The following is a 25,410-nucleotide window of genomic DNA, read 5'->3' as shown; positions in this document are numbered from 1 at the left end:
GTCTTCAAGAAAAACAACATGTTCAACTACAACTTTGCGCAGAACCCGAGCGGGCAGACGTCGGCTGACGATGCGTCGCAGACTTCAGTGGGCGGTGGAGCGGGGACGACGCTGCTCAACCGCAACGACCTCGAATGCGTGATGCAGATGCCGCTGCCGGGCGTGGTCATCTTCGTGCACGGGGTGAATTCGGAAGGCGAATGGTTCAAGGACGCCGAGAAGGGGCTTTGCGACGGATTGAACCGGCGAATGGGACGCTATGACGATCAATTGTTCCATTTTGGGCCGGTAGCCGGTCAGATGACGCCGGTCAGCTATATCGAAAGCCTGACGTCCGATGGCTTCCTGAATCCAGAAATGTCGTCGAAGACGTACATCAAGCCAGATCCGTCCTTTTCGCCCGTCATTCATTTCCGGTGGGGATATGCCGCCAATGCTGAGGAGCTGAAGGAGTATGGCGACAAGATCATGCTCAACGAGAAGAATTACTGGGGCGGCGGGCCATTCGCGGGCGGGTGTTCGAGTCTGCCGGATCTGTGGAACGACGGGTTGCACGACCGGCTTTTTCTCTGGTTGACCGTCCAGCACATGAATTCGATCGGCAATCGCAAGATCTATTCGACGCCGCCGCGTACCTATGGCGTGCTGGGTGCGCTGCGGCTTGCGCGCCTGGTCGAATCGATCCGCAAGCGTCAGGCCGACGTGCCGATCACGATCGTGTGCCACAGCCAGGGCAACATGATCGGTCTCGCCGCTGCATTCCTCGGCGATCGGTTGCCGGAGGTGCAGGATCAGTGGGGCAAGAAAGGACGCTGCGTCGCGGACACTTATGTTCTTGCCAATCCGCCGTACAGCCTTGTGGAGAGCAACTTCACCGATACCTGGGCACAGCGCGGGGTACGCGACAAGAACGGGCACGTGGGACGCGAGACCTACGTCGCACGCAAGGAAACGCTGAGGGAGTACTTCGATATCCTGCGCGCTCGAGCCGATCTGGAGATGCCTGCGGAGGATCTTGATCGGGCGATGGAAAACGCCAGGCCGTCGGAGTGCGGGGGGAAGCCGTATAGCGCAGCCAAGGACCGGGAGGCGCACGGGTTGTACCAGAAGAACACCTACGGGAGAGTGACACTGTATTGCTGTCCGCATGATCAGGTCATTTCCGCCCTGACCGTTCAAGGGATCGGATGGCGCGGCATGAGTATCGACGAGATCAGTGCGACGAACGCGTGGGGTGTTTTCTCGCAACGTGTGTTCGCGTCGAATTTCGAGGTTGGCGGTGACAACAAGCTATACCGGTATTGGGAGAATGACTGGCGTAGTGACAAGAACAAAACGGAGGGATTTTGGTATCCCCCGTCACCGCCCGCGCGGTACGGTTTTGCGCGAGGCATGCATTCCAATGAGGGGTGGCTCGCGAAGTTTGTCACGTTTGTAACGAGCCCCGCCCTCTACCTGTTCAACTTGTCGGACATGGAGGTCAATGCCCCGCCGCCGAAAGAATGGGAAATCCCGATTACGGCACCGATGCTCGACAAGGAAACGCGCTTCTTTCCAAAGGCGTTGCGCTATGGCCAGCCGTCGGGCGCGTGCGATGCGGACGGAAAGCTGCTCAAAGGAGCAGATTTCAATGAGGGCTACGATCCGCCGTCTGCCGGACGCGATGCCGGCAAGAATGACAAGCGGGATGACGATCCGTACGATAACTTTGACGAAAAGTCGGAAAAAATCGCTTCGGACGAAGGCAAGGCGCTGAAAGCGAAGGGAGACGCGGCATCAGAGGCTGCGCAGCGATACGAGGATCATTCCATTCTCCGGATGGAGGCGCGGAGATCAGGGAATCGCCGTTGGGTCGACAAGGACGGAAATGTAGTCGGAGAAGACGATCCGGACGCAGCGAGCGCTGACTATACCGAATGGAGGAACAAGGAGATCTTCGAGATTCTGAACGGTGGGGACAAGAATAACCCCACCAATCATTCGACCATCATGACCAACAGCGAGCATGCTGAAAAAGCGTTGGCTTACGATGTGGCAATTGGACTTTGCTATTTGACTGCGGCAGATTTGTCGGAATTCAGAATCCAGGCTGATTGGAGGTTTGTAAAGGGTCTGGGCGATGATGATGGCGGTGATGGCGGTGATGGCGGTGATGGCGGCGATGGCAGTAATCCAATTGGTCAGATGGCGGAATATATTTCAACCGGAAAATGCAATAGATTATTTTTAAAGGATTGGGTTGCTACGGACGATTATGCAAAAATGCCGTCCAAGATACATGATGAAAGAGATGGTGGACTTTTCCTGAAGCTTGGGGGCATTTTATGAGGTCGGTCATTGCTACCTGGCCGCGCCGATTTGGAGTCGCCATCGCCGCGTTGCTTCTTGCGTTGGGAGCATCATTCTTGATATTGGTTTCGTCTGATGGGGCGACAGGAGTATCGTTGAGTATGGGAACTCTGATGAAACGTTTAGTATTGGTCCCGGGGCTGGTGGCAATCATGGTATTTGCATTTGCAACGGTGATTGCAGGGCCGAGCGCAGTTGCTGCCTCGTCGACCGAGAAGGTGATTCCGGTTGTCGGGACAGATGCGTCCAGGCCGTTCGTTGCTCAGGTCGTTGGGCTTGGTTGGATGAACCCGCTGCAGCGTAGGGATTACCCCACAGAGTGGCAAGTATTGTGGACGCTGGGCTTGGTAAAGCCGAATATCAATGATGACATGGTTCGAACCAATCCACGAAAATATTCTACGTTACAGCCGATTTCTATCGTGGCTGACGGTCGTTTGGGGCGCGAATCTTTTTCGGGGTTCTATAAAAAATACATCAATGAACTGCTAATACTTTTTCGTACGCGATATTTTACGAATGAGGGCTATTTTTATACGGTTAGCTCGGATGACCAGAGAAAGTGGCGCGAGTTGGCTGGAATGCATGTCGAGCTGGCAATTCCCGCTGGCCGACTCAATCCTGCGTTTGCGGCCTCGTACTTGCGCGGCCAGATCGCTAATATTTTCGAAATTGGGAACCCATCCGCAAAAAATTTATGGAGCCGCGATACGCCGCCCGATGTGCACGTGACATCAGGTCAAGGCAACGCCGGCTTCACGTCGCTGAACGCGGCGCTGGACTATCTGGCCGCGCACCCCGACAAAAGCGCATGGGTGATGAACTGGGACGCGCCGAGCTTTCCGCCGCAGGACGAACAGATCAACGAGAACATGGCGGTGCTGTTCCTCGCCGGCCCGGATCTGAAGACCGAGCGTGAGCCGCTGGCATGGATCGGCAAGGCTGTACGAAGCAACGTGAAGGATTTCGAGGCGAAGCAAGGCGCGAGCCGTGCAGTGCAGGCATGGAAATCGACGATCGACGCGGCGGCGAGCAATGCTGGCGTCACTGTCTCGTCGCTGAACTACGTCATTCACGACGCAGGCAAGGGCAGCGATGCTGCGTCGACGCGGATTGCCTCCCTATCGCAAACGCTGACAGAGGTGCTGCCGGAATACGATTTCCGTACGCAGACCTTCAACACAGCGGCGCTGCTCGGTGACATGGGGGCCGGCGCGGCGTTGACAGATGTGGTTCTGGCGATCGGCCGAGCGAATCACCTCGGCGGAAACGTGCTCGTAGCCGGAACGACCGACACCGAGCATTCGACCGCTGTGGTAGTTGTCGCACCGTCGAAGCTGACGCCGATCGACGCCGGCAAGAACTGGTTCCGCGCACGCGGTGAAAACAACGCGTACTTGCCGTGGTGGGGCCGTCGTCACGACGCGCGTCCGGCATCGCAAGGCTATTCGGAATAAGGAGCACGCATGCGCGGAATCATTCGAGTCGGCGACGCGACGAGCCACGGCGGTCAGGTCGTGACCGGCAGTGCGGTCAGTGAAGTGATGGGGCGGCCGGTTGCCCGACTCGGTGATACGTGTGTCTGCCCGATCGCGGGCCATCAGGCCTGCTTTATCGCCGAAGGCGATCCGCAGGTCATCGTCGACGGAAAACCCGCCGCATTCGATGGTCACAAGACATCGTGTGGCGCGACGCTGATTTCGAGTCTGGCGTCGTCCGGACGGGAATGAATTGTCGAACCGGCAGTCGTCGTTGGCACGGTCGATCGGGAATATCCATGCATCGCATCACTCTTGCAAGACGCATTGGGCTCGTCTCATTTGTCATGGCCGCCCTCTTGTCGGGCTCGCCGTTGCGGGCTGCGACGAGTACCGCGCCGGCGCAATCTGTCGAAGGTGTATCCGCCGCGCCGTTCGTTGCCCAGGTTGTCGGACTTGAATGGCTCAATCCGCTGCAGCGTCGTGACTATCCGACGGAGTGGCAATTGCTGTGGGCACTGGGGTTGGTGAAACCGAACACCAATGACGATATGGTCCGGACCAACCCCGTGAAATACTCGACCTTGCAACCGGTATCCATCGTCGCGGATGGCAACCGGGGAAGTGAGACGTTTTCCGGATTCTATGAAAAGTACGTCGACAAGCTGCTTGTGTTGTTTCGTACGCGCTATGTGACGAATCCGGATTATTTTTACACCGTCAGTTCGAAGTACAAGAGGGAGTGGCGTGAACTGGCCGGGGTGCGAGTCGAAGTCGCACTTCCTGTCGACCGCCTCGACCCAATAGCTGCCGGAGCGTACTTGCGCGACAGAATGGTGAATGCGTATGAAATCGGCAACCCGTCCGCAAAAAATCTTTGGAGCCGTGACACGCCGCCCGATGTGCGCGTGACGTCGGGCCAGGGAAATGCCGGCTTCACGTCGCTGAACGCTGCACTGGACTACCTGGCCGCGCATCCCGACAAAAGCGTGTGGGTGATGAACTGGGACGCACCCAGTTTCCCGCCGCACGACGAACAGATCAACGAAAACATGGTTGTGCTGTTTCTCGCTGGTCCGGGCTTGAAGACTGACCGTGAGCCGCTCGCCTGGATCGGCAAGGCCGCACAGAGCAACCTTCGGGATTTCGACGGGAGCACCGATGCAAAGCGTGCGGCACATGCATGGAGGTCGACGATTATCGATGCAGCGGCACGCGATGCGGGTGTCACCGTCTCGTCGTTGAACTACGTCATTCATGACGCGGGCAAGGGCAGCGACGCCGCGTCGGCAAGGGCTGCGCTCCTCTCGCAAGGACTCGCGGAAGCTCTGCCGGAAAGCGACCTTCGCGGACAGACCTTCAACACCTCGGCATTGCTCGGTGACATGGGTGCCGGTGCAGCCTTGACCAATGTGGCCCTCGCGATCGGCCGCGCAAATCACCTCGGTGGAAACGTGCTCGTGGCGGGAACGACTGACACCGAGCATCCGACTGCAGTGGTCGTCGTCGCACCGTCGAAGCTGACGCCGATCGATTCCAGCAAGAACTGGTTCCGGGCACGCGGTGGAAACAACGCGTACTTGCCGTGGTGGGGTCGCCGTCACGATGCAGGCCCGACGACACAAGGCTACTCGGAGTAGAACCCGACGCAAGGTGATTGCCGCGATACATCGCATGTCTGCACATCGACGCATATACCGGCGCCCGAGGCGTCGCGACGACACCCTCCTGGCATTAAGCAATCTGTAACAATCAGCGAAATGGCAAGAGACATATTCTTTCAAAATACTTTCTATTTTGTGCTGACCGCACTTCCCGGAAAATCCCGGTTCGAGCGCCATCAAGGCATTGGCCCGCGCGTCACCGGAGGCTGCATCGAGGTTTTTGTCGCATACATTACGGAGCGTATGAAAAGTGAAAGATTTTCCTTGCTTGACGCGCCGCACCGTCGCCATTTATTGTCCGTCTGCCGCCCGTGAGAGAGCACGGCGGCAATCGCGGATGCGCGCCTCGCACGCATCACAACACGCAGCAGAAAGCAGAAAAGGAAACGTGGTAGCCACATGAAGCCGCTATTCGATGACAAGAACTCCGATGCGGTAAGCGTTCGTCCTTCCACTCCGTCTTCGTCACCCGTCGCCGTGCCCGCCGCCGCCATCGCCGTGCCGGCAGCACGCCCGGCGGAGAATGTCCGCCTGATCACCGTCGACGAGATCGACCAGCTCGGCGCGACGCAGGGCACGCGGATCGCCGCTTTTTCCCAACAGATTCTCGCGAGCGTCCGCGCGTCGGATGCCGACCAGTTCGGCGACAAGCTCAACGAACTGATCGCGACCGCGAAGGGGCTCGATCCGCGCGGCGCCGACAAGGGCGGGCTGCTCACGCAGGTCACGCGGCTGTTTCGCTCGACCAAGGAGAAGCTGCTGTCGCAATACGAGTCGGTGAGCAAGCGGATGGACACGCTCGTCGTCGAGCTCGAGAGTCATGCGCAGCGCCAGAAGGCCGGCATCGACGAGCTCGAGCGGATGTACAACGACAACTACGCGCTGCACCAGGCGCTCGCGCAGTCGAAGGCGCATGGCGAAACGGCGCTCGCGACGCTGCGCGCGCATCTTGCGGCCGGCCAGCAGCCGGCGGACGATGCGTTCGCCGCGCAGCGCCTGCTCGACGTGAAGCGCAAGGTCGACGCGCTGGAAAGCAAGCTCGACGACCTCGATCGCGCAATGCTGATGTCGAAGCAGCTCGCGCCGCAGATCCGGATGGAGCAGGACCAGAAACGCACGCTGACGTCGAAGTTCATGACGATCAAGACCGTGCTGATCCCCGCGTGGACCAATGCGTTCGCGCTCTACCTCGAGCAGCTCAGCACGAAGCGCGCGGCGGCGCTCGCGAACGCGACGTACGACGCGGCCGACGAGGCGATCCGCGCGCAGGCCGACCTGAACCGCCAGAACGCGCAGGAAGTCGCGAAGCTCGGCCAGCGCCCGGTGATCTCGACCGACACGTTCGAATATGCGCAGCAGCAGCTGTTCGGCGCATTCGACGACGTCACGCAGATCATCGCCGACGGCAAGCGCCAGCGCGAGCAGGACGCGCCGCGCCTGCGCCAGCTCGAACAGGACCTGATCACCCGATTCGCTCCGAAGCACAACTGAGAGAACACCGCATGATTACGCTTGAGAAACGCGCGGCGAAGGTCGCGATCGTCCTCGAAAAACGCCAGATCCTGAAGCCGCCCGTCGTGCGCGTCGGCGCGGCGCTCGACATCTCCGGCTCCGCGAAGCCGCTTTACCAGTCGGGCGTGATCCAGGAGACGCACGATCGGATCCTCGGCATCGCACTGAAATTCGACGACAACGGCGAAGTCGACACGTGGACCTTCACCGAAGGCTACGACCGGCTGCCGACCGCGACGCCGGACAACTACGGCTCGTACATCTCCGACTACGTGCTCGAAGCGCGGATCGACAAGTGGGGCGGCACGCAGTACGCGCCGGTGATGAACGACATCGTCGACTTCTTCTTCCGCGCGCCGGAGCCGTCGCCGAAGCGCGAAGAGAAGCGCGGCTTCCTGAGCCGGCTGTTCGGCGGTGCGGACGAGACGCCCGCGCCGGCCGCCACCGCGCCGGTGAACGGCCATCTGCCCGCGTGGGTGCTGTTCGTCACCGACGGGCAGAACCCGAAGAACGACCGCAAGCGCGTGCGCCAGCTGCTGGCCGAGTCGCAGCACTACCCGCTGTACTGGTCGCTCGTCGGCGTCGGCGATCCGAGCGAATTCGGCTTCCTCGCGGAAGTCGCGGACGAGATGCCGAACGTCGGCTTCCTGCATCTCGAATCGCTTGAGATCAGCGACGAACAGATCTACGAACAGCTGATCACGCAGGAATTCTGCGACTGGGTACGCGCGAAGTAAGCGCGGCCCGCAGGCCATTTTTCTCGAAACTCGAAACCCCACATCATGTTGAAAGACTTCAAGATCCCGCTGTCGCTGACGGTGCTCGCGCTGGTCGCGGCGTATTTCCTCGGCGGCGTGAAGGACATGCTGATCGTCGCGGTCCTGTGCGTGCTCGAAATCTCGCTGTCGCTCGACAACGCGGTCGTCAACGCCTCCGTGCTCAAGAACTGGTCGGAGAAGTGGCGCAACCGCTTCATGGTGTTCGGCCTGCCGGTCGCCGTGTTCGGCATGCGGCTCGTGTTCCCGCTGCTGATCGTCGCCGTGATCGGCCACATCGGCATGTGGGATGCGCTGACGCTCGCGATCGAGTCGCCGGAGAAGTACGCGGCGATCCTGACCTCGGCGCATCACCAGGTGTCGGCATTCGGCGGCGCGTTCCTGCTGATGGTGTTCTTCAAGTTCATGCTCGACACCGAGAAGGACGAGCACTGGATCGGCTTCCTCGAAGGCCCGATGCGCCATCTCGGCCGGATCACCGCTCTGGAAGTCGCGCTGACGCTCGCGATCGTGATCGTCGCGTCGTTCTACGTGCCGTCGGCGGAGCAGGTCGGCTTCCTGCTCGCGGGCGCGTTCGGCGTGATCGGCTTCGTGATCGCACACGGCATCGGCGACCTGATCGGCGGCGAGGAAACGGGCACGCGCGTGGTGCGCGAAGGCGTCGCGGGTTTCATGTATCTCGAGGTGCTCGATTCGTCGTTCAGCTTCGACGGCGTGATCGGCGCATTCGCGCTGTCGAACAACATCTTCCTGATCGCGCTCGGCCTCGGCGTCGGCGCGGCCTATATCCGGGAGATGACGCTCGTGCTGCTGAAGAAGGGCACGCTCGCGCAGTATCGCTATCTCGAACACGGCGCGTTCTGGGCGATCGGTGCGCTCGCAACGATCATGTTCCTCGGCGTGAAGTTCGAGGTGCCCGAGGTCATCACGGGCCTGGTCGGCGCGGCGATGATCGCCGCGGCCGTGTGGTCGTCGATCGTCGTGCAGCGCAAGGAAGACCGCACCGCGGTGGCCGGCGAATAAGCACGCGTCACCCGCGGCACGAAAACCATCAACGAGGGGCCGCGCAGGGCGGCCCGGCATTGCCGCCGGCGCAACGGCGGTTCCAGCAGAAGAGGTTCAGATGATCAATTTGTCGAAAGGCGGTCGCGTCAACCTGTCGAAGGAAGCGCCCGGCACGCAGAAATTCCGCATCGGTCTCGGTTGGGACGCGAACGCAACGGACACGGGTACGGATTTCGATCTCGACGTGTCGGTGTTCCTGTGCAAGTACGACGCGCAGAGCAATCCGAAGCTGATCTCGGATCAGCATTTCGTGTTCTACAACAGCGAAGTGCGCACGATGGAGCGCAAGGACACCTTCATCCAGCCGGGCGACGATTTCCCGAAGCGCGGAATGCCGGCGTCGAAGTGCCTGGGTGTCGTGCATAGCGGCGACAACCGCACGGGCAGCGGCGACGGCGACGACGAAGTGATCTTCATCGACGTGACGAAGCTCGCCGCGGACATCGAGGAAATCTCGGTGGTCGTGACGATCGACCAGGCCGAAGCGCGCCGCCAGAATTTCGGGCAGGTGCGCAACAGCTACATCCAGATCGCCGACGAGGTGTCGGGCGCGGTGATCGCGAAGTACGCGCTCGAGGAAGACTTCTCGATGGAGACGTCGGTGCAGGTCGGCAGCTTCTATCGCCGCGACGGCCACTTCATGTTCAAGGCGGTCGGCGCCGGCTACAAACGCGGCCTGGGCGATTTCGTGCGCGCGTACGGCGGCGTGGTCTGACTGGTGGCAGCCCGGCCGGCGCGACACCGCCGTGCCGGGCAGGAAGCAGCGATGACGAATCCGTCCGACGAGCCGAAGCGGCTCGAGTTCGATACGACGCCCGAGCGCACGCCCGGGCGTCTTGCGTTCGACGCGCCGCCCGCGGCTGCGGCGCCGGGCGCGCGTGCGCCCGAGCGGCCGGCACCGCAGGCGCTCGACTTCGGGCCGGCGCCCGACAAGGCCGCGCGCACGGCGCCGGCGGAGGCGGTCGGCCGCGCCTTGTTCGGCGAATCGAACCATCCGCAGCTCGAAGCCTGCTTCCGCGCCGCGCAGGCCAGCTTCCCGAATCTCTATCCCGACTTCGCGCCGCGCATCGAGCGGCACATCCGGCAACTGGTGCCGCTCAAGCTCGCGACGGTCGCGACGATCGGCGACGGCGCGCTGGAGACGGCGGGCAACCTTGTCGAAGCCGTCGCTGCCACGACGCGCGAATTCAACGAACTCAGCGCGGCTGACATGATGGCCGGCATGCTCGCGCAGGCGACGCGCAAGGCCGGCATGTTCGAACGCTGGTTCGGCGCGGCGACGGGCCATGTCGACTACCGTGCGGCGCTCGGTGCGCTCAAGCAGTCGCTCGGCTTCTTTCCGCGCCGCACCGAGGAACTCGCCGCGAAGGTCCGCCATGCGGAAGAGAACCTCGTGGTCGTGCTCGCGGCGCTGAGCGCGGTGTCGGACGTCGTGCGCGCACCGGATGACGCGGGCGTCGAGCGCACGCTGTTCGATCGCCGCAACATCGTCGGGCAGGCGGTGCAGCAGATCCGCATGCAACCCGCGCAATTGCGCGGGCTCGACGAGCGCGTGACCGATCTGCTGTCGCGTGCCGATCACCTGATGAACGTCGTGCTGCCGGCGGCGCTGGCGGCGCGGCCGCAGCGTTGAGCGAGCGGCACGAACGGTAGGAATGCGCGCGCCGCGGCGCGCGCATTCGCTGCGCAGGCACACCGCCGCGTCACCCCGTTTCGCGTGGACCGGCGCGAGTCTGCTATCTTCCCGGGCATCTCATTGCTTTCCCGCCGATTCTCCATGACTGACCGCATCGTTGCCGCATTCGATTTCGACGGCACCATCACGACGACCGACAGCTTTCGACATTTTGTCCGCTATGCGGTCGGCACGCCGCGCTTCGCCTGGGCGGGGCTCCGCGCGCTGCCGTGGATCGTCGCGATGAAGGCAGGGCTGCTTTCGCGCGGCGATGCGAAAGCGAAGTTCGCGTCGTTCGCGTTCGGGCCGGTGCGCGAGGACGCGCTCGATGCGCAGGCGCGCACGTTCGTCGACACCTACCTGCCGGGCCTCGTGCGTCCGGAAATGCTCGAACGCATTCGTGAGCACAGGGCACGCGGGCACGAAGTCGTGCTGGTGAGCGCGTCGCCGTCGCTGTATCTGGAGAAGTGGGCAAAGACGGCCGGCTTCGATGCGGTGCTCGCGACGCGGCTCGCGTTCGAGCGCGGCACGTTTGCCGGGCGGCTCGACGGCGAGAACTGCTGGGGGCCGCAGAAGGTCGTGCGGCTGCGCGGATGGTGGGGCAACCGGCCGCCGAAACAATTGTTCGCGTACGGCGACAGCCGGGGCGACAAGGAAATGGCCGAGCTCGCGAACTGGTCGTGGATCCGCGGGCAAGGGCCGATGCCGCCGATCGGCGGCTGAGTCGGCGCGGCGCCGGCGTTTGCCGGTTTTACATCAAGCGTCGGCTTGCGCGTGGCGAGCGCGACGCGCCGGACGATACACGCCCCAGCGATTCGCACGCGAGAACGTGCCGACGTCGTTGAAGCGCACGCCGACTTCACGTAGCGCCGCATGCGCGGTGCGCGCGGTCAGCTGGCGGATGTAGAACGGGTCGCGCACCACGAAGTGATGGATCGCATGCGTGCTGCCGAAGTTGAAGCAGAACAGCTGGAACGGCAGCATCCACCACGGGTTGAGCACCTGCGTCTGCTGGATCACGTTGCGCGAATCGATATCGCCGAAGTAATGCATGTTCGAGCTGACGAAGTTGATGCAGAAGCTGCGCACGAAGTTCGGCCCGAGCCACACCACTGCGAGGAAATCGACGACGCTCATCACGCGTTCGACGATGGCCGGCACCGTCACCGGGTAGCCGAACGCATGCAGCGCGAACAGGCCGACGTGATAGACGATGAACGCATGCCACAGCACGTAATACACGTGACCGACCGGCATGTACGACGACACCTGCTCGACGCGCAACTGCACGCGTTCGACCGGATCCTGCACCGGCTGCGCGGCCACATACTGCTTCACCTTGCGGCGCATCGCGGCCGGCCGCAGCACGACGGCGAGCATGCCGTCCGCGATCATCAGCAGGCGCTTCACGCCCCAGCGCTCGCCGTTGGTGATGCCGAACTCCTCGAGATCCGATTCGCCGCCCGACACCTTGTGGTGATGCAGGTGCATGCGCCGCCGCGTCCACGGGTTGATCGTGCCGGGCCGCGTGAGCCAGCACAGCGCCATCATCAGGTGATAGGCCCACGGCGTCTTCTTGAAGTACATCAGGTGGATCAGGTCGTGCTCGAGCTCGTGGATCAGCGACGTGACGAACGCGGCGAGCGGCAGCGCGACGTACCACGCGATCGCCCCGCGCGCATACAGCCAGGCGATCGCGAGCATCGCGCTCACCGAGACGGCCATCACGGTCGCGCCGACGAGGTTCTGGTTGTCGAGCAACGGAAAGCGCGCGCGGATCGCGTCGCTCGCGGCGTTGACCTCGCGGCGGACGTACGCGACCTTGTCCGCGTCGTGGCGAAAGGCGGTTCGTGCGGGTTGGCTCATCGACCGGATTCCTGCGGAAAGAGTGGGGCGCAATGCCGATGTGACTAGCATAGGCGCGCACCCGACCGCCCGCGAGGGCCGCGGGTGCCAATGACGGTGTCATTTCGGGCCAGGATGGCCGGCCGGCGCGGCTAGAGTCTCGCCCCGGTGTCATTGCGGGCCAGCGGCGCTACAATCCGCCGAAACCGCTCCGGAGTCCGCCGTATGGCCCTGTCCGTCCCGGATGCCGCGCGCCAGTTGAACAAGGCGACGGTGTCGTCCGCGTATGCGCTGTTCATGCTGATGCTGGCCGAGGAGCGCGGCATCGACGGCGGCCGGATTCTCGCCGGCTCGGGCGTCGAGCGCGACCGGCTCGCGCAGCCCGATGCGCGCATCACGCCGCTGCAACAGGCGGCGATCGTGTTCAACCTGCTCGACGCGACGGACGATCCGTCGATCGCGATCGAGATCGGCCTGCGCAGCAGCCTGACGAAAGCGGGACTGATCGGCTTCGGGCTGATGAGTTGCGCGACGCTCGGCGAGGCGATTGCGCTCGGCATCCGCTACCTGCCGACGCGCGTGCCGTTCTTCTCGGTGCGGCTCGCGCGGCTCGACGGGACCGTCGACATCGACGTACTCGAAGCGTTTCCGCTCGGCCGGCTGCGACAGTTCGCGGTCGAGAACTTCCTGGTCGAGACGGCGATCCTGTTCAATTCACTGCTGTATCCGGTGCCGGGGCGCACGCTGCAGTCGCGCGCCGAACTCCATTTCGAATGGGCCGAGCCGCCGTGGTTCGAGCGTTATCGCGCGCGGCTGCCGCGCTGCCATTTCGACGCGCGCGCGAACCGCATCCGCTGCGACGCCGCGTTGCTCGACGAACCGATCGGCACCGCGAACGCGCATACCGCACAGATGATCGTGCAGCAGTGCGAGGCTGAACTCGCGCGGCTCGGTTATGCGGAAAGCATCGTCGAGCGCGTGCGCAACCTGCTGATCTGCGGCGAGGTCGGCTATCCGGCGGTCGACGACGTCGCGCGCGAGCTGCATGTGTCGGCGCGTACGCTCAAGCGCAAGCTCGCCGAGTACGGCGCGACCTATTCGGCGCTGCTCGACGAGATCCGGTTGCGCGACGCGCTGCGGCTGCTCGAGGGGACGCGGCTGCCGGTAGACGAGATCGCCGCGCGTGTCGGCTATACGGATCGCGCGAACTTCACGCGTGCGTTCAAGCGCTGGACGGGTGTCGCGCCGAGCGAGCGGCGCTGAACGCGGGCATGAACCCGCCTGCGTGGCGGGCCTGCCGATTCATGCCCCCCGTGTCCCCTTCTCAGACGATCGCGACCCAGTTCGCGCCGCGCCCGCCCGGCACGCGCGCGTGCGGCGACAGCGCGCCATCGTCCGGCGCGATCGCATACACCGACACGTACTCCGATTGTTCGCCGCAGGCGACGAGCCAGCGCCCCGACGGGTCGATCGCGAACCCGCGTGGCTGCGTCTCGGTGGCGCTCGCGTGCGCGGGTTCGAACGTGCCTTCTTCGGTGCGGCGATAGCAGAGCAGGCGGCTCGACGTGCGTTCGCTGACGTAGGCGAAGCGCTCGTCGGGGCTCAAGTGCAGATCGGCGGCCCAGACGGAAGGCTCGGCAGGCGCGGGAGGCCGCGCATGGCCTTGCGCGAGTTCGGCGACGGCCGGATGGCGTGCGCTCACGTGCGCATCGCCGAGCCGGCCGGTGGCGGGATCGCGCGCGAACGTGGCGAGCGTGGCCTGGAATTCGCTGACGACGGCGAGCGTGCGGCCGTCATCCGCGAACTGCAGGTGACGCGGGCCGAAGCCGGCCGGCACGCGCGTTTCGCCGTGTTCGACCGCACGCAGGCCGGCCGCGTCCTCGACGAGCGCGAAGCTGAACACGCGGTCCGAGCCGAGTGAGCTGACGTACGCGAAGCGGTTGTCCGGCGACACGATCACCGAGTGCGCGTTCGCGATGCCGTCCGCGACCTGCCGCGGCGTGCCGTCGCCGTCGCGTACGCGCGCGGCGTCGTAGAGGCTGAGCGAATTCCCGCCGTACGACGCGCCGAGCAGCCAGCGGCCGCTGCGGTCGAGCGACAGGTACGCGTGGCTCGCGTCGATCGCGGTCGTGCCGATGCGCGCGAGCGCGCCGGTGACGGCGACGCGGAACGCGACGATCGTCGGCTGTTCGCCGCGCGTCGCGACGTAGAGCCGCGCGCGGTCGGCCTGCACGGCGATCGGCATCGCGACGTCGGCTGCGGGATAGCGGGCGAGCGGCGTGAGCGTGCCGTCGCCGGTGAGGGAGAACGTGGCGAGGTCGCCGTCGGCGGCATTCGAGACGACGACGGTCAGGCGGTCAGTGTTCGGCATGGCGGAGCATCGAAGCGTTCGTGAAGGATTCGTCGGCCGGCAGGCCGCGCGGCGGATCGCTGCGCCGGTGCGTGCGCGCGAACAGCGCGGCGACCGCGGCGACGAGCGAAGCGATCGCGAGCGCATACAGCCCGCCCGTGATCGAACCCGTATGTTGCTTCAGATAGCCGAACGCCGTCGGCGCGACGAAGCCGCCGAGGTTGCCGACCGAGTTGATCAGCGCGATCACGGCCGCGGCCACGCGCGTGTCGAGATAGCCTTGCGGGATCGGCCAGAACAGCGACGACGCGGCCTTGAAGCCGAGCGCGGCGAAGCAGATCGACGCGAACGACCACACCGGATCGTGCGACGTCGACGCGAACAGCCCGCACGCGGCGAGCACGAGCGCGCACGCGAGCCAGCGCTGTGGATGCTTCCATTTCGACGACAGCACCGCGAAGCCGTACATCGCGCCGATCGCGATCATCCACGGAATCGTGTTGTACAGGCCGACCTGGAAATCGGTGAGGCCGCCCATCTTGCGGATGATGGTCGGCAGCCAGAACGTGGCCGCGTAGATCGTCAGCTGGATCGAGAAATACAGGAAGCAGAACAGCATGATCTGCGGGTCGCGCAGCAGCGCGGTGGCGCGCACCGGCACGTTCGAGCGCACGTCGCGCGTCACGCGTTCCTCGTCGAGCGCGTTCTGCAGCGCCGTGCGTTCTTCCGCCGTGAGCCACGTGGCATCGCGGATGTGCGATTTCAGCAGCAGCCAGCTCGCGCCGCACAGCGCGACGGAGAACAGCCCTTCGATCAGGAACATCCATTGCCAGCCTTCGAGGCCGAAACCGCGGATCGACAGCAGCGCGCCGGTCACGGGCCCGGACAGCACCGACGCGAACGCGGAGCCGCCGAGGAAGATCGCCATCGCCTTGCCGCGTTCCTGCGGCGGCAGCCATTGCGACAGGTACAGCACGACACCGGGGAAGAAACCGGCCTCGGCCACGCCGAGCAGGAAGCGCAGCGTGTAGAACGACGTGTCGTTCCACACGAACGCCATCGCGGCCGCGACGATGCCCCACGTCGCCATGATGCGGGCAAGCCACACGCGGGCGCCGTAGCGCTGCATCAGCAGGTTCGACGGCACTTCGAACAGCGCGTAGCCGACGAAGAACAGCCCGGCGCCGAGGCCGTACGCGGCCGCGCCGATGCCGATCGACGCTTCGAGGTGGCGATCGACGAAGCCGACATTGACGCGGTCGATGTAGTTCGCGATGAACATGATGAGCACGAGCGGCAGCACATGCCACTTCACTTTCGAGACGGCGGACGCGAGCGGGTCGCGTCCGGGCAGGGCGGGCGAGGGCGGGTTCAAGCGTGTCTCCGGTCGGGCGGCGGCGGACGGGGCGGTTGCTCGCGTCGGCGTCTGGGTGGCGGTTTGTATGGTATGTCGTCGTATAACATGGTACGCCTGAGTGCCGAGGAAGACGTCGCGGGTTTACCCGAAAAATACCCGGATATTGGGGAATTTCATGAGGTGCGCGGGTGGTTCATTCATGTCTGATGACGTATGACGTGAAATGAGCATGCGTCAATCGCCGGGTAGCCGGTTGCGACCCGCGCTCGTGGGCGCAGCGGCCGGGTAGCGTGTCCGGCCGCTGCCGTTGCGGCAGCTACGCCATCGACACGACGCTGTTGAGCAGCGTCTTCACGAGCACGGCCTGCCGCGTCGCGCCCGTTTTCGCGAAGATGCCGCGCAGGTGCGCGCGGGCGGTGTTCTTCGTGATGCCCGTCGCGGCGGCCGCTTCGTCGAGCGTCAGCCCGTCGACGAGTAACAGCGCGATTTCGGTTTCCATCGGCGTGAGCCGGAACAGCCGGTGCAGCATGTCGCGCGACGTCTGCGGCGACGACGCGGGATCGCGCACGAACACCGCGACGGCCGGCCGGTGCTGGCGGTCCTCGGCGCCGCGGTAGGGCGCGAGCGGGCGCAGCAGCACGCTCAACGGCATCGCGCCGCCGGGGCGCGACAGCGTGGTGGCTTCGATGCGGGCGAGCGCGCCCGCGCGGAAATGCTCGAGCGCGGCTTGCAGCGCCTTCTGCAGCCGGCGCTCGTCGAGCGGGCACGACGCGTGGAGCCGCTCCTGGCGCACGCACAGCCCGTCCTGCTGCTCGATCAGCCGCTCGGCGATGCGGTTGCGCTTGATCACGCGGCCGTCCTCGTCGACGATCGCGGTGCCGACATCGAGCCGGTCGACGGTGCCCGCGTACAGCGCACGTTCGGCATCGAGCACGTCGAACGCGGCGTGCAGTTCGACCGCGCGCTGCAGGTGCGGCAGGAGCGTCGCGACCTGCGCGCGTTCGGCCGCGTCGAAATCGCAGCCGCCGTGCGCGCGGCTCACGAAGAACGCGCATTCGACGCCGCGTTCGCCGCGCAGGTTCGCGCCGAGGATGTAGCGCAGGTCGAGCGGCTGCAGGTACTGCCGGTAGAAATCGTGCGCGCGCCACGCGGTTTCGCCGAACAGCCGGTCGGCCGTGAAGACCTGGCCGGGCGGATGGTCGAGAAACGGGCACAGCGCATAGAACTGCTCGCTGTACGACGGCTCGCCGGGCAGCAGCGGGCCGTGCGCCGACGCGTTGATGATGAGCCCGTGCCGTGCGCCGCCCGGATTGCGCAGCACCAGTGTCGTGAAGCTCGCGTCGAGCCGCACGCGGACCGCTTCGAGGAAGCCGGCCCACGGGGTCGCTTCCGACGGGCCCTGATAGACGAGCCCGAGCCACGCGCTGAGTTCGCGTGCCGTCCACGCCGCGTCGTCGAAACCGTCGTGCGCGGCCGGATCGCCGGGTGCCAGCGCGATGGGCATGCTCGTGTTCTCCTGGATCGGGATGAAGGATTCCCGAACCAGCATACCGGCCGGCCGGCGGCCCGCGTCATCCGAACGGAGTAGGCGGCGCGGCAAGCGGGCAACCGTCAGGCTGCCCGCTTGCGGCGTTTACGCCGCGCGCTCGCGCAGCAGGTAAGCGACGATGCGGTCGGCTGCTTCCTCCGGTGACTCGGCCACCGTGTCGACGCGCAGTTCGGGCTGCGCGGGCGGCTCGTACGGCGAGTCGATGCCCGTGAAGTGCTTCAGCTCGCCGCGCCGCGCCTTCTTGTACAGGCCCTTCGGATCGCGTTCCTCGGCGACCGAGAGCGGCGTGTCGACGAACACTTCGACGAACTCGTCGGGGCCGACGAGCGCACGCGCCATCTCGCGTTCCGCGCGGAACGGCGAGATGAACGACACGAGCGTGATGAGCCCCGCGTCGAGCATCAGCCGCGCGACTTCCGCGACGCGCCGGATGTTCTCCACGCGATCGGCCTCGGTGAAGCCGAGATCGCGATTCAGCCCGTGCCGCACGTTGTCGCCGTCGAGCAGGTACGTGTGCTTGCCGAGCGCGTGCAGCCGCTTCTCGACGAGGTTCGCGATCGTCGATTTGCCGGCGCCGGACAGCCCCGTCAGCCAGACGATGCGCGGCGTCTGCGCCTTCTGCACGGCGCGCGCGGCGCGGTCTACGTCGACCGCCTGCCAGTGCACGTTGTGCGCGCGGCGCAGCGCGAAGTGCAGCATCCCGGCGCCGACCGTGTCGTTGGTGAAGCGGTCGATCACGATGAAGCCGCCCGTGTGACGGTTGCGGTCGTACGGATCGAACGCGACGGGCCGGTCGAAGCTCAGGTTGCACACGCCGATTTCGTTGAGCGCGAGCGTGCGCGCGGCGAGATGCTCGCGCGTGTTCACGTCGATCTTGTACTTCGGCGTCGCGCAGGTCGCGCCGACCGTCTGCGTGCCGAGCTTCACGAGATACGGGCGGCCGGGCAGCATCGGCTCGTCGTGCATCCACACGAGTGTCGCCTCGAACTGGTCGGCCACCTCGGGCGGCGCATCCGCGCGCGCGATCATGTCGCCACGGCTGATGTCGATCTCGTCGGCGAGCGTGAGCGTCACCGCGTCGCCGGCGCGTGCGATGTCGCTTTCGCCGCTTTGCGTGATCACCGATGCGACACGGCTCTCCTTGCCGGACGGCAGCACGCGCACGCGCTCGCCGACGCGGATCTCGCCCGACGCGATGCTGCCCGCATAGCCGCGGAAGTTCAGGTGCGGGCGGTTGACCCACTGCACGGGCAGCCGAAACGGTTCGTCGCGCGTCACGCGCGCGGCGAGCGGCAGGTGGTCGAGATGCTGCATCAGCGACGCTCCGGCGTACCACGGCATCCGCGCGCTCGGCGCGATCACGTTGTCGCCTCGCAGCGCCGACATCGGGATGCTGACGATGTCGGCGAGCCCGAGTTCGGCCGCGAACGCGCGATAGTCGGCGTCGATGCGCTCGAACACGGCCTGGTCGTAGTCGACGAGATCCATCTTGTTGATCGCGAGCACCACGCGCTTGATGCCGATCAGCGCGACGAGATGGCTATGGCGGCGCGTCTGCGTGAGCACGCCCTTGCGCGCATCGATCAGGATCACCGCGAGATCGGCGGTCGACGCGCCGGTGATCATGTTGCGCGTGTATTGCTCGTGGCCGGGCGTATCGGCGACGATGAACTTGCGTCGTGCGGTCGCGAAGAACCGGTACGCGACATCGATCGTGATTCCTTGCTCGCGCTCGGCCGACAGGCCGTCGACGAGCAGCGCGAAATCGAGTTCGCCGCCCTGCGTGCCGACTTTCTTCGAATCGGCTTCGAGCTGCGTGAGCTGGTCGTCGAACAGCATGTTCGACTCGTACAGCAGGCGGCCGATCAGCGTGCTCTTGCCGTCGTCGACGCTGCCGCACGTGATGAAACGCAGCAGGTCCTGGGTTTGGGAGGCGTCGCCGGCGGACGCGGTAGCGGCGGGGCGCGCGAGCGTGTCGGTCGCGGTGAGTACGTGTGCCATCAGAAATATCCCTCCTGTTTCTTCTTTTCCATCGAACCGGCCGAATCGCTGTCGATCAGTCGTCCTTGCCGTTCGGACGTGCGCGTCTCGCGCATCTCCTGCAGGATGTCGTCGAGCGTCGTCGCATCGCTGTCGATCGCGCCCGTCAGCGGATAGCAGCCGAGCGTGCGAAAGCGCACCTTGCGCATCTGCGGCTGCTCGCCGTCGCGCAGCGGCAATCGTTGATCGTCGACCATGATCAGCGCGCCGTCGCGTTCGACCACGGGCCGTTCCTTCGCGTAGTAGAGCGGCACGATCGGGATGTCGTGAAGCTGGATGTACTGCCAGATGTCGAGTTCGGTCCAGTTCGAGATCGGGAACACGCGCAGGCTTTCGCCCTTGCGCTTGCGCGCGTTGTACAGCGACCATAGCTCGGGGCGCTGGCGCTTCGGGTCCCAGCGGTGCTGTTCCGAGCGCAGCGACACGATGCGTTCCTTCGCGCGCGATTTCTCCTCGTCGCGGCGCGCGCCGCCGAACGCGGCGTCGAAGCCGTAGTGATCGAGCGCCTGCTTGAGCCCCTGCGTCTTCCACACGTCGGTATGCACGGCCGAGCCGTGCGTGAACGGGTTGATGTCGTTCGCGACGCCCTCGGGGTTGATGTGTACGCGCAGGTCGAGGCCGAGGCGCGCGGCCGTTTCGTCGCGAAACGCGATCATCTCGCGGAATTTCCACGTCGTATCGACGTGCAGCAGCGGAAAGGGCGGCTTCGCCGGGTAGAACGCCTTCATCGCGAGATGCAGCATGACCGAGCTGTCCTTGCCGATCGAATACAGCATCACCGGGTTTTCGCTCTCGGCGACCACCTCGCGCATGATGTGGATGCTTTCGGCCTCCAGCCGCTCCAAGTGGGTCAACATCGTTCGTCTCCTTGTTTCATGCCGGCGCCGCGCGACATGTGCGGCGTTTCGTGCATGACGCCAACGGTATCGAGCGAGCGGCCTGCCGCTCTTCGTCCGGGTGGACTAAACCGGCATGCGGCGACGGAGCGGATCTTTCCTTAGTCCACCCGGACGAAGAGGTGCGCGACGCCGGCGCTTAAGGTAAGCGCTCGACCATCGGCGGAGACGACACATGACGGACGACACACGTGCCACGCAATTGCTTTCGGGCCAGACCTGGGCCGATTTCTGCGACACCCTGAAACGCAGCGGACAACAGATCCTGCGCGCCGAAGCGCCGGACGATCCGCTGACACGCGCGGAAGGCTTCCGCTACCTGAGCCGGCTGATGCGCATCGCGCTCGAAATGCACGTCGAGTTCGCGGACGGCGCGTGGCCCGGCTTTTTCTCGCCGTCGCATGAGACCGCGAAGATCGGCGCGGACAATCCCGACAACCTGTACCAGTACGCGCGCCTCGACGGCCGCTGCGAATACCGCGTGACGGGGCGGCGCGGCACGGTCGCGTACCTGAGCTTCGGCACGCAGAAGGGCGGCTACGAAACCGACGGCAAGATGCTGCAGACGGGCTTTCTCGACGCGAAGCAGCTCGAGATCGCGCCGGACGGCAGCTTCGAGATCGTGCTGAGCGAGACGCCGCGCGCGGGCAATTGGGTGCGCATGGAGCCGGGCACGAACGCGCTGCTCGTGCGCCAGACCTTCCTCGATCGACGCACGGAAACGCCTGCTCAACTAAAGATCGAGCGCATCGGCGCCGGCGATCGCCCGGCGCCGCTCGACCCGCTCGTGCTGCACGGCGGCCTCACGCGCGCCGCGCAATTCGTCGAGCAGACGTCGAAGCTGTTCGCGGACTGGGCCGCGAGCTACCGGTCGCACGTCAACGCGCTGCCGCCCGCCGACCAGGCGCTGTGCCAGTCGGTCGGCGGCGATCCGAACATCTACTACTACCACTCGTGCTGGGCGCTGGCCGACGACGAAGCGCTCGTGATCGACGTCGATACGGTGCCCGACTGTGATTTCTGGAACGTGCAGCTCAACAACTACTGGATGGAGTCGCTCGACTATAGGCACTTCGACATCTGCGTGAACAAGCACAGCGCACGGCGCAATGCCGACGGTGGCGTGACGGTGGTCGTCGCGGCCGCGCGGCCGGGTGATGCGAACTGGCTCGATACGGCCGGGCATCGCACCGGCACGATCTGCTGGCGCTGGGTCGGTGCCGTGCAGCCGGTGCATCCGCGCACGCGGGTCGTGAAGCTCGCCGCGCTGAAGGAGGCCGCATGAATGCGCCGCTCGACCAGATTCGTACGCTGCTGGCTCCCGACGGACTGATTGCCGAGGCCGTGTCGCGCACGGGCGGGCTCACTGCATTCGGCGACGGGCCGTATCGCGAGGCGCTCGACGTGATGTGCGCGTCGCTGATCGACGAAGCGAAGCTGTCCGCACGCGGCGCGGAGATGATGCGCGAGAAGCTCGTCGGGCAACTCGTGAACCGGCTCGTCGTCGAGGATTACTTCCGGCGTCATCCGGAGATCGCGGACATCGCGATCGACGATCCGCTCGTGATCGTCGGCCTGCCGCGCACGGGTACGACGCTGCTGCAGCGGCTGCTGGCCGTCGATCCGCGCTTTCATACTGCCGCGTGGTGGGAAACGCGCTACCCGGCGCCACTCACCGGCGAGACGCTTGCCGAGCCGACCGTGCGCATTGCCCGCGCGCAGGCCGAAGTCGCGATGATGGTCGACTGCATTCCGCAGATCCTGACGATCCATCCGCTCGATGCGATGCTCGCCGACGAGGAGTTCATGCTGATGGAGCATTCGTTCGTGTGCGCGATGGATTCGTACGCGAACGTACCGCGCTACACGGCGTGGCTCGCGCGGCAGGATCTCACGCCGGTCTACACGTACCTGAAGCGGATGCTGCAGTTCCTGCAGTGGCAGAAGGCGCGGCGCGGTGTTGCGCCGGCGCAGCGCTGGCTGCTGAAGACGCCGCAGCACCTGCATGCGCTCGACGTGCTGTGCCGCGTGTTTCCGCGCGCGCAGGTCGTGCTCACGCATCGCGACCCGGCGCAGACGATTCCGTCGATGGCGAGCATGGCGCTCACGCTGTGGCAGATGTATGCCGACGATCCCGATCCGCTCGCCGTCGGCGCGCAGTGGAACGCGGGGATGGCGCGCGCGATCGGCGCGGCGATGGTGGCACGTGACGCCCTGCCGACCGGCCGGTTTCTCGACGTGCGTTTCGAGGACACGGTGTCGAATCCGCTCGGCGTTGCCGAGGCCGTGTACGCCTTCGCCGGCATGCCGCTCGATGCCGCGCAGCGCGCGGCGATGACCGACTGGATGGCGCGCAACGGCCGCGACAAGCGCGCCGCGCACGACTATTCGATCGCGCGCTTCGGCTTCACCGATGCGCAGCTCGCGCACGACTTCGCCGCGTATCGCGAGCGGCACCTGCGGGCGGCCGGCTGACGGCCGCACCCGCGAGACGAACGACAACCAGGAGACAACCCATGTTGCTGAAAGACAAGATCGTTGTAGTTTCAGGGATCGGGCCGGGGCTCGGCGTGAAGCTCGCCGTCGAGGCCGCGCGCGAAGGTGCACGCGGCGTGGTCGTCGCGGCGCGCACGATGGAGAAGCTCGACGACGCGGAGGCCCGGATCGGCGCACTCGGCGTCGACTGCGACGTGCTGAAGGTGAAGACCGACATCACCGATCGCGCGCAATGCCGGCAACTCGCGACCGAGGCCGTCGAGCGCTTCGGCCGGATCGATGCACTCGTGAACAGCGCTTTCGTGCACGGCACGTTTCCCGAACCGGTAGAGGAGGCCGACCTCGACGGCTGGCGCGCGGTGTTCGACACCAACGTGTTCGGCACGATGGCGCTCACGCAGGAAGTCGTGCCGCACATGAAGCGGCGCAAGCGCGGGGCGATCGTGATGATCAACACGCAGGCGACCCGCAAGCCGTTTGCAGGGGAAGGCGGCTACGCTGTATCGAAGGGGGCGCTCGCAGTTGCGGCAAAATACCTGGCGCGCGAACTCGGCGTGCACGGCATTCGCGCGAACAGCATCCACATGGGGTGGATGTGGGGCGTGCCGACCCAGACGTATTTCCGGCAGGCGGCCGCCGAGTACGGGATGACGGAAGAGCAGATCATCGCGCCGATCGCATCGAACATCGCGCTTGCGAAGCTGCCGACCGACGACGATTGCGCGCGTGCGGCGCTGTTCCTCGCGTCGGACTACGCGAACGCGGTGACGGGCGCGACGCTCGACGCAAATGGCGGCGATTTCATGCCCTGACGATGGAGCAAAGGATCATGCAGGACAACCATAACGAACAACACTTCTTTGCATTCAACGGCGATGCAGACGGCCTGTGCGCGCTTCAGCAACTGCGGCTCGCGGAGGGCGTGCACGGCACGCTCGTGACCGGTGTGAAGCGCGACATCAAGCTGCTCGAGCGGATCGACGCGCGCGCGGGCGACATCGTCACCGTGCTCGACGTATCGCACGACCAGAATCGCGATGCGTGCGCGCGGCTGCTGCGCGACGGCGCGACGGTCCGCTATTTCGACCATCACTTCGCGGGCGAGCTGCCCGACGATCCGCGCTTCGACGCGCATATCGACACGTCGGCCGACGTCTGCACGAGCGCGATCGTGAACCGCTATCTCGGCGGCCGGCATGTGCGCTGGGCGATCGTCGCGGCATTCGGCGACGAGTTGCCGGCGCTCGGGGGCGCGCTTGCGCGCGAGCATGCGATCGACGACGCGGAGCGCGACACGCTCGCCGAACTCGGCCTTTACCTGAACTACAACGCGTACGGCGAGTGTGTCGGCGATCTGCATTTCGACCCGGCGGCGCTCGCCGACGCGATGCTGCCATGCGTCGACCCGCTCGATTTCGTGCGCGAGACGGCCGTGTTTGCCGCACTGCGCGACGGCTACCGCGACGACATGGCTCGTGCGTGCGCACTTGCGCCGCTGCGCGAGGTTCCCGGCGCGACATTGGTCCGGATGCCTGATCATCCATGGGCGCGGCGTGCGACGGGCATGCTCGCGAACGAGCGGATGCGCAATGCGCCGCATGCGGCACTCGCGGTGCTGTCGCCGCGCGCGGACGGCGGGCTCGTCGTCAGCGTGCGCGTGCCCGATGGCCGGCCGCTCGGCGCCGACGAGTTCTGCCGCGGCTTTGCGACCGGCGGCGGGCGCAAGCGCGCGGGCGGTATCAACCATCTGCCCGAAGCCGAGTTCGACACGTTCGCCGAGCGATTCGAGGCGGCGTTCCGGCTCGATTGACGCAACGGCCTGAGATGCGCGCGCCGTGCAGCCATTGCACGGCGTGCGCATCGTGGCCGGTGCATGATGGCCCCCGCATTTTGGTCCGATCACCCGGTCGCGCCCGCGAGCACGGCCGGCACGTTGTGGCCGTAGCAGCGCTCCTCGACGCGCTCGGCGATGCGCCAGCCCGGTGCCGTACGCACGAACCGGTCGACGTACCACAGCCCGAGAAACATCACCTGCGTGCCGCCATCCGGCAGCACGACTTCCATCGGATTGAAGCAGATCGTGCGACCGCGCGCGGTGTCGCCATCGAGCCGGATCGACAGGTTGCCGACCATATGCTGGTACTGCGGAAACTGCGGCAGCACGGTGCGCAGCCACGCCTTGACTTCCGCGTAGCAGCCGGCGATGCCGCCCATCGCGCGATAGTCGATCGCCGCGTCGGGCGTGAACACCGCGTCGAGCGCGTCGAAGTCGCGGGTGTCGATCGCGCTCGAATACGCGACGATCAGTTCGCGGATGTCGTGATGGTCGGACAGCGTTTGCAGATCGGGCATCGGCGG

General features: G+C 65.3%; 21 protein-coding genes and 1 pseudogene. 15 read left to right on the top strand and 7 right to left on the bottom strand.

Annotation, left to right across the window (positions count from 1 at the left end; translation table 11 throughout):
- Window positions 1–18 precede the first annotated feature (18 nt).
- The 10 genes from HAV18_RS23455 to HAV18_RS23410 all read left to right on the top strand — a co-directional run bounded on the left by HAV18_RS23455 (window position 19) and on the right by HAV18_RS23410 (window position 11,242).
- Window positions 19–2,328 carry a hypothetical protein gene (locus HAV18_RS23455; RefSeq protein ID WP_166960475.1) on the top strand — a complete coding sequence of 770 codons (2,310 nt, stop codon included), beginning with the start codon at window positions 19–21 and terminating at the stop codon, window positions 2,326–2,328.
- Window positions 2,325–3,806, top strand: coding sequence for a virulence factor (locus tag HAV18_RS23450; RefSeq protein ID WP_166960472.1), 1,482 nt, complete (start codon window positions 2,325–2,327; stop codon window positions 3,804–3,806). The genes HAV18_RS23455 and HAV18_RS23450 overlap by 4 nt, the downstream gene beginning before the upstream one ends.
- A 9-nt stretch (window positions 3,807–3,815) precedes the next feature.
- On the top strand, window positions 3,816–4,079 hold the full coding sequence (locus HAV18_RS23445) for a PAAR domain-containing protein (RefSeq protein WP_027784933.1): 264 nt from the start codon (window positions 3,816–3,818) through the stop codon (window positions 4,077–4,079).
- Between the two features lie 47 nt (window positions 4,080–4,126).
- Complete coding sequence (locus HAV18_RS23440) at window positions 4,127–5,467, top strand: virulence factor (protein WP_166960469.1); 1,341 nt, start codon at window positions 4,127–4,129, stop codon at window positions 5,465–5,467.
- Between the two features lie 423 nt (window positions 5,468–5,890).
- Complete coding sequence (locus HAV18_RS23435; protein ID WP_166960466.1) at window positions 5,891–6,982, top strand: toxic anion resistance protein; 1,092 nt, start codon at window positions 5,891–5,893, stop codon at window positions 6,980–6,982.
- Window positions 6,983–6,993: 11 nt separating this feature from the next.
- Window positions 6,994–7,740: a VWA domain-containing protein gene (locus tag HAV18_RS23430; RefSeq protein ID WP_166960463.1), complete on the top strand. Its 747-nt coding sequence runs from the start codon at window positions 6,994–6,996 to the stop codon at window positions 7,738–7,740.
- Between the two features lie 45 nt (window positions 7,741–7,785).
- Complete coding sequence (locus tag HAV18_RS23425) at window positions 7,786–8,802, top strand: DUF475 domain-containing protein (protein ID WP_166960460.1); 1,017 nt, start codon at window positions 7,786–7,788, stop codon at window positions 8,800–8,802.
- Window positions 8,803–8,902: 100 nt separating this feature from the next.
- Window positions 8,903–9,559 (top strand): TerD family protein, encoded by a 657-nt coding sequence (locus HAV18_RS23420; RefSeq protein WP_166960457.1) that lies wholly within the window; start codon window positions 8,903–8,905, stop codon window positions 9,557–9,559.
- A gap of 51 nt (window positions 9,560–9,610) precedes the next feature.
- A complete protein-coding gene (locus tag HAV18_RS23415) occupies window positions 9,611–10,477 on the top strand; it encodes a hypothetical protein (RefSeq protein WP_166960454.1) in 867 nt (288 codons plus the stop codon).
- Between the two features lie 144 nt (window positions 10,478–10,621).
- Complete coding sequence (locus tag HAV18_RS23410; RefSeq protein WP_021162444.1) at window positions 10,622–11,242, top strand: HAD family hydrolase; 621 nt, start codon at window positions 10,622–10,624, stop codon at window positions 11,240–11,242.
- Window positions 11,243–11,275: 33 nt separating this feature from the next.
- Here HAV18_RS23410 and HAV18_RS23405 read toward each other — a convergent pair whose 3' ends face one another.
- Window positions 11,276–12,385, bottom strand: a complete 1,110-nt coding sequence (locus HAV18_RS23405) for a fatty acid desaturase (protein WP_166960451.1) — start codon at window positions 12,383–12,385, stop codon at window positions 11,276–11,278.
- Between the two features lie 204 nt (window positions 12,386–12,589).
- On the opposite strand from HAV18_RS23405, the gene HAV18_RS23400 reads away from it, so the two are divergent.
- Window positions 12,590–13,627: an AraC family transcriptional regulator gene (locus tag HAV18_RS23400; RefSeq protein ID WP_166960448.1), complete on the top strand. Its 1,038-nt coding sequence runs from the start codon at window positions 12,590–12,592 to the stop codon at window positions 13,625–13,627.
- A 61-nt stretch (window positions 13,628–13,688) separates the two neighbouring features.
- On the opposite strand, the gene HAV18_RS23395 is transcribed toward HAV18_RS23400, so the two are convergent.
- From HAV18_RS23395 to cysD, 5 genes and pseudogenes are all read right to left on the bottom strand, one after another.
- The gene (locus HAV18_RS23395; protein WP_166960445.1) at window positions 13,689–14,735 is read right to left on the bottom strand and encodes a beta-propeller fold lactonase family protein; all 1,047 of its coding nucleotides are present in this window, start codon (window positions 14,733–14,735) and stop codon (window positions 13,689–13,691) included.
- Window positions 14,722–16,089, bottom strand: coding sequence for an MFS transporter (locus HAV18_RS23390; RefSeq protein WP_166960442.1), 1,368 nt, complete (start codon window positions 16,087–16,089; stop codon window positions 14,722–14,724). Before HAV18_RS23390 ends, HAV18_RS23395 begins: the two co-directional genes overlap by 14 nt.
- Window positions 16,090–16,387: 298 nt before the next feature.
- Window positions 16,388–17,575, bottom strand: coding sequence for a helix-turn-helix transcriptional regulator (locus tag HAV18_RS23385; RefSeq protein ID WP_166960439.1), 1,188 nt, complete (start codon window positions 17,573–17,575; stop codon window positions 16,388–16,390).
- 129 nt (window positions 17,576–17,704) lie between these two features.
- Window positions 17,705–19,621 carry a sulfate adenylyltransferase subunit CysN gene (cysN, locus tag HAV18_RS23380; RefSeq protein WP_166960435.1) on the bottom strand — a complete coding sequence of 639 codons (1,917 nt, stop codon included), beginning with the start codon at window positions 19,619–19,621 and terminating at the stop codon, window positions 17,705–17,707.
- Window positions 19,621–20,541: pseudogene (gene cysD, locus HAV18_RS23375) on the bottom strand (sulfate adenylyltransferase subunit CysD); the annotation flags it as partial. The pseudogene cysD and the gene cysN, both read right to left, overlap by 1 nt.
- 190 nt (window positions 20,542–20,731) lie before the next feature.
- On the opposite strand from cysD, the gene HAV18_RS23370 reads away from it, so the two are divergent.
- Genes HAV18_RS23370 through HAV18_RS23355 form a run of 4 tightly spaced genes read left to right on the top strand, consistent with a single transcriptional unit; the run spans window position 20,732 to window position 24,862 of the window.
- Complete coding sequence (locus tag HAV18_RS23370) at window positions 20,732–21,841, top strand: DUF1214 domain-containing protein (RefSeq protein WP_166960429.1); 1,110 nt, start codon at window positions 20,732–20,734, stop codon at window positions 21,839–21,841.
- Window positions 21,838–23,031 carry a sulfotransferase gene (locus tag HAV18_RS23365; RefSeq protein WP_166960426.1) on the top strand — a complete coding sequence of 398 codons (1,194 nt, stop codon included), beginning with the start codon at window positions 21,838–21,840 and terminating at the stop codon, window positions 23,029–23,031. Before HAV18_RS23370 ends, HAV18_RS23365 begins: the two co-directional genes overlap by 4 nt.
- Window positions 23,032–23,072: 41 nt before the next feature.
- Window positions 23,073–23,864: an SDR family oxidoreductase gene (locus HAV18_RS23360; protein ID WP_166960424.1), complete on the top strand. Its 792-nt coding sequence runs from the start codon at window positions 23,073–23,075 to the stop codon at window positions 23,862–23,864.
- 17 nt (window positions 23,865–23,881) lie between these two features.
- The gene (locus HAV18_RS23355; RefSeq protein WP_166960421.1) at window positions 23,882–24,862 is read left to right on the top strand and encodes an acetyltransferase; all 981 of its coding nucleotides are present in this window, start codon (window positions 23,882–23,884) and stop codon (window positions 24,860–24,862) included.
- An 89-nt stretch (window positions 24,863–24,951) separates the two neighbouring features.
- Here HAV18_RS23355 and HAV18_RS23350 read toward each other — a convergent pair whose 3' ends face one another.
- Window positions 24,952–25,404, bottom strand: coding sequence for a nuclear transport factor 2 family protein (locus tag HAV18_RS23350; RefSeq protein ID WP_166960418.1), 453 nt, complete (start codon window positions 25,402–25,404; stop codon window positions 24,952–24,954).
- Window positions 25,405–25,410: the final 6 nt, after the last annotated feature.

This window comes from Burkholderia sp. D-99 (assembly GCF_011605345.1).
Lineage (GTDB): Bacteria > Pseudomonadota > Gammaproteobacteria > Burkholderiales > Burkholderiaceae > Burkholderia.
This window is presented reverse-complemented; position numbering and strand designations above follow the sequence as displayed.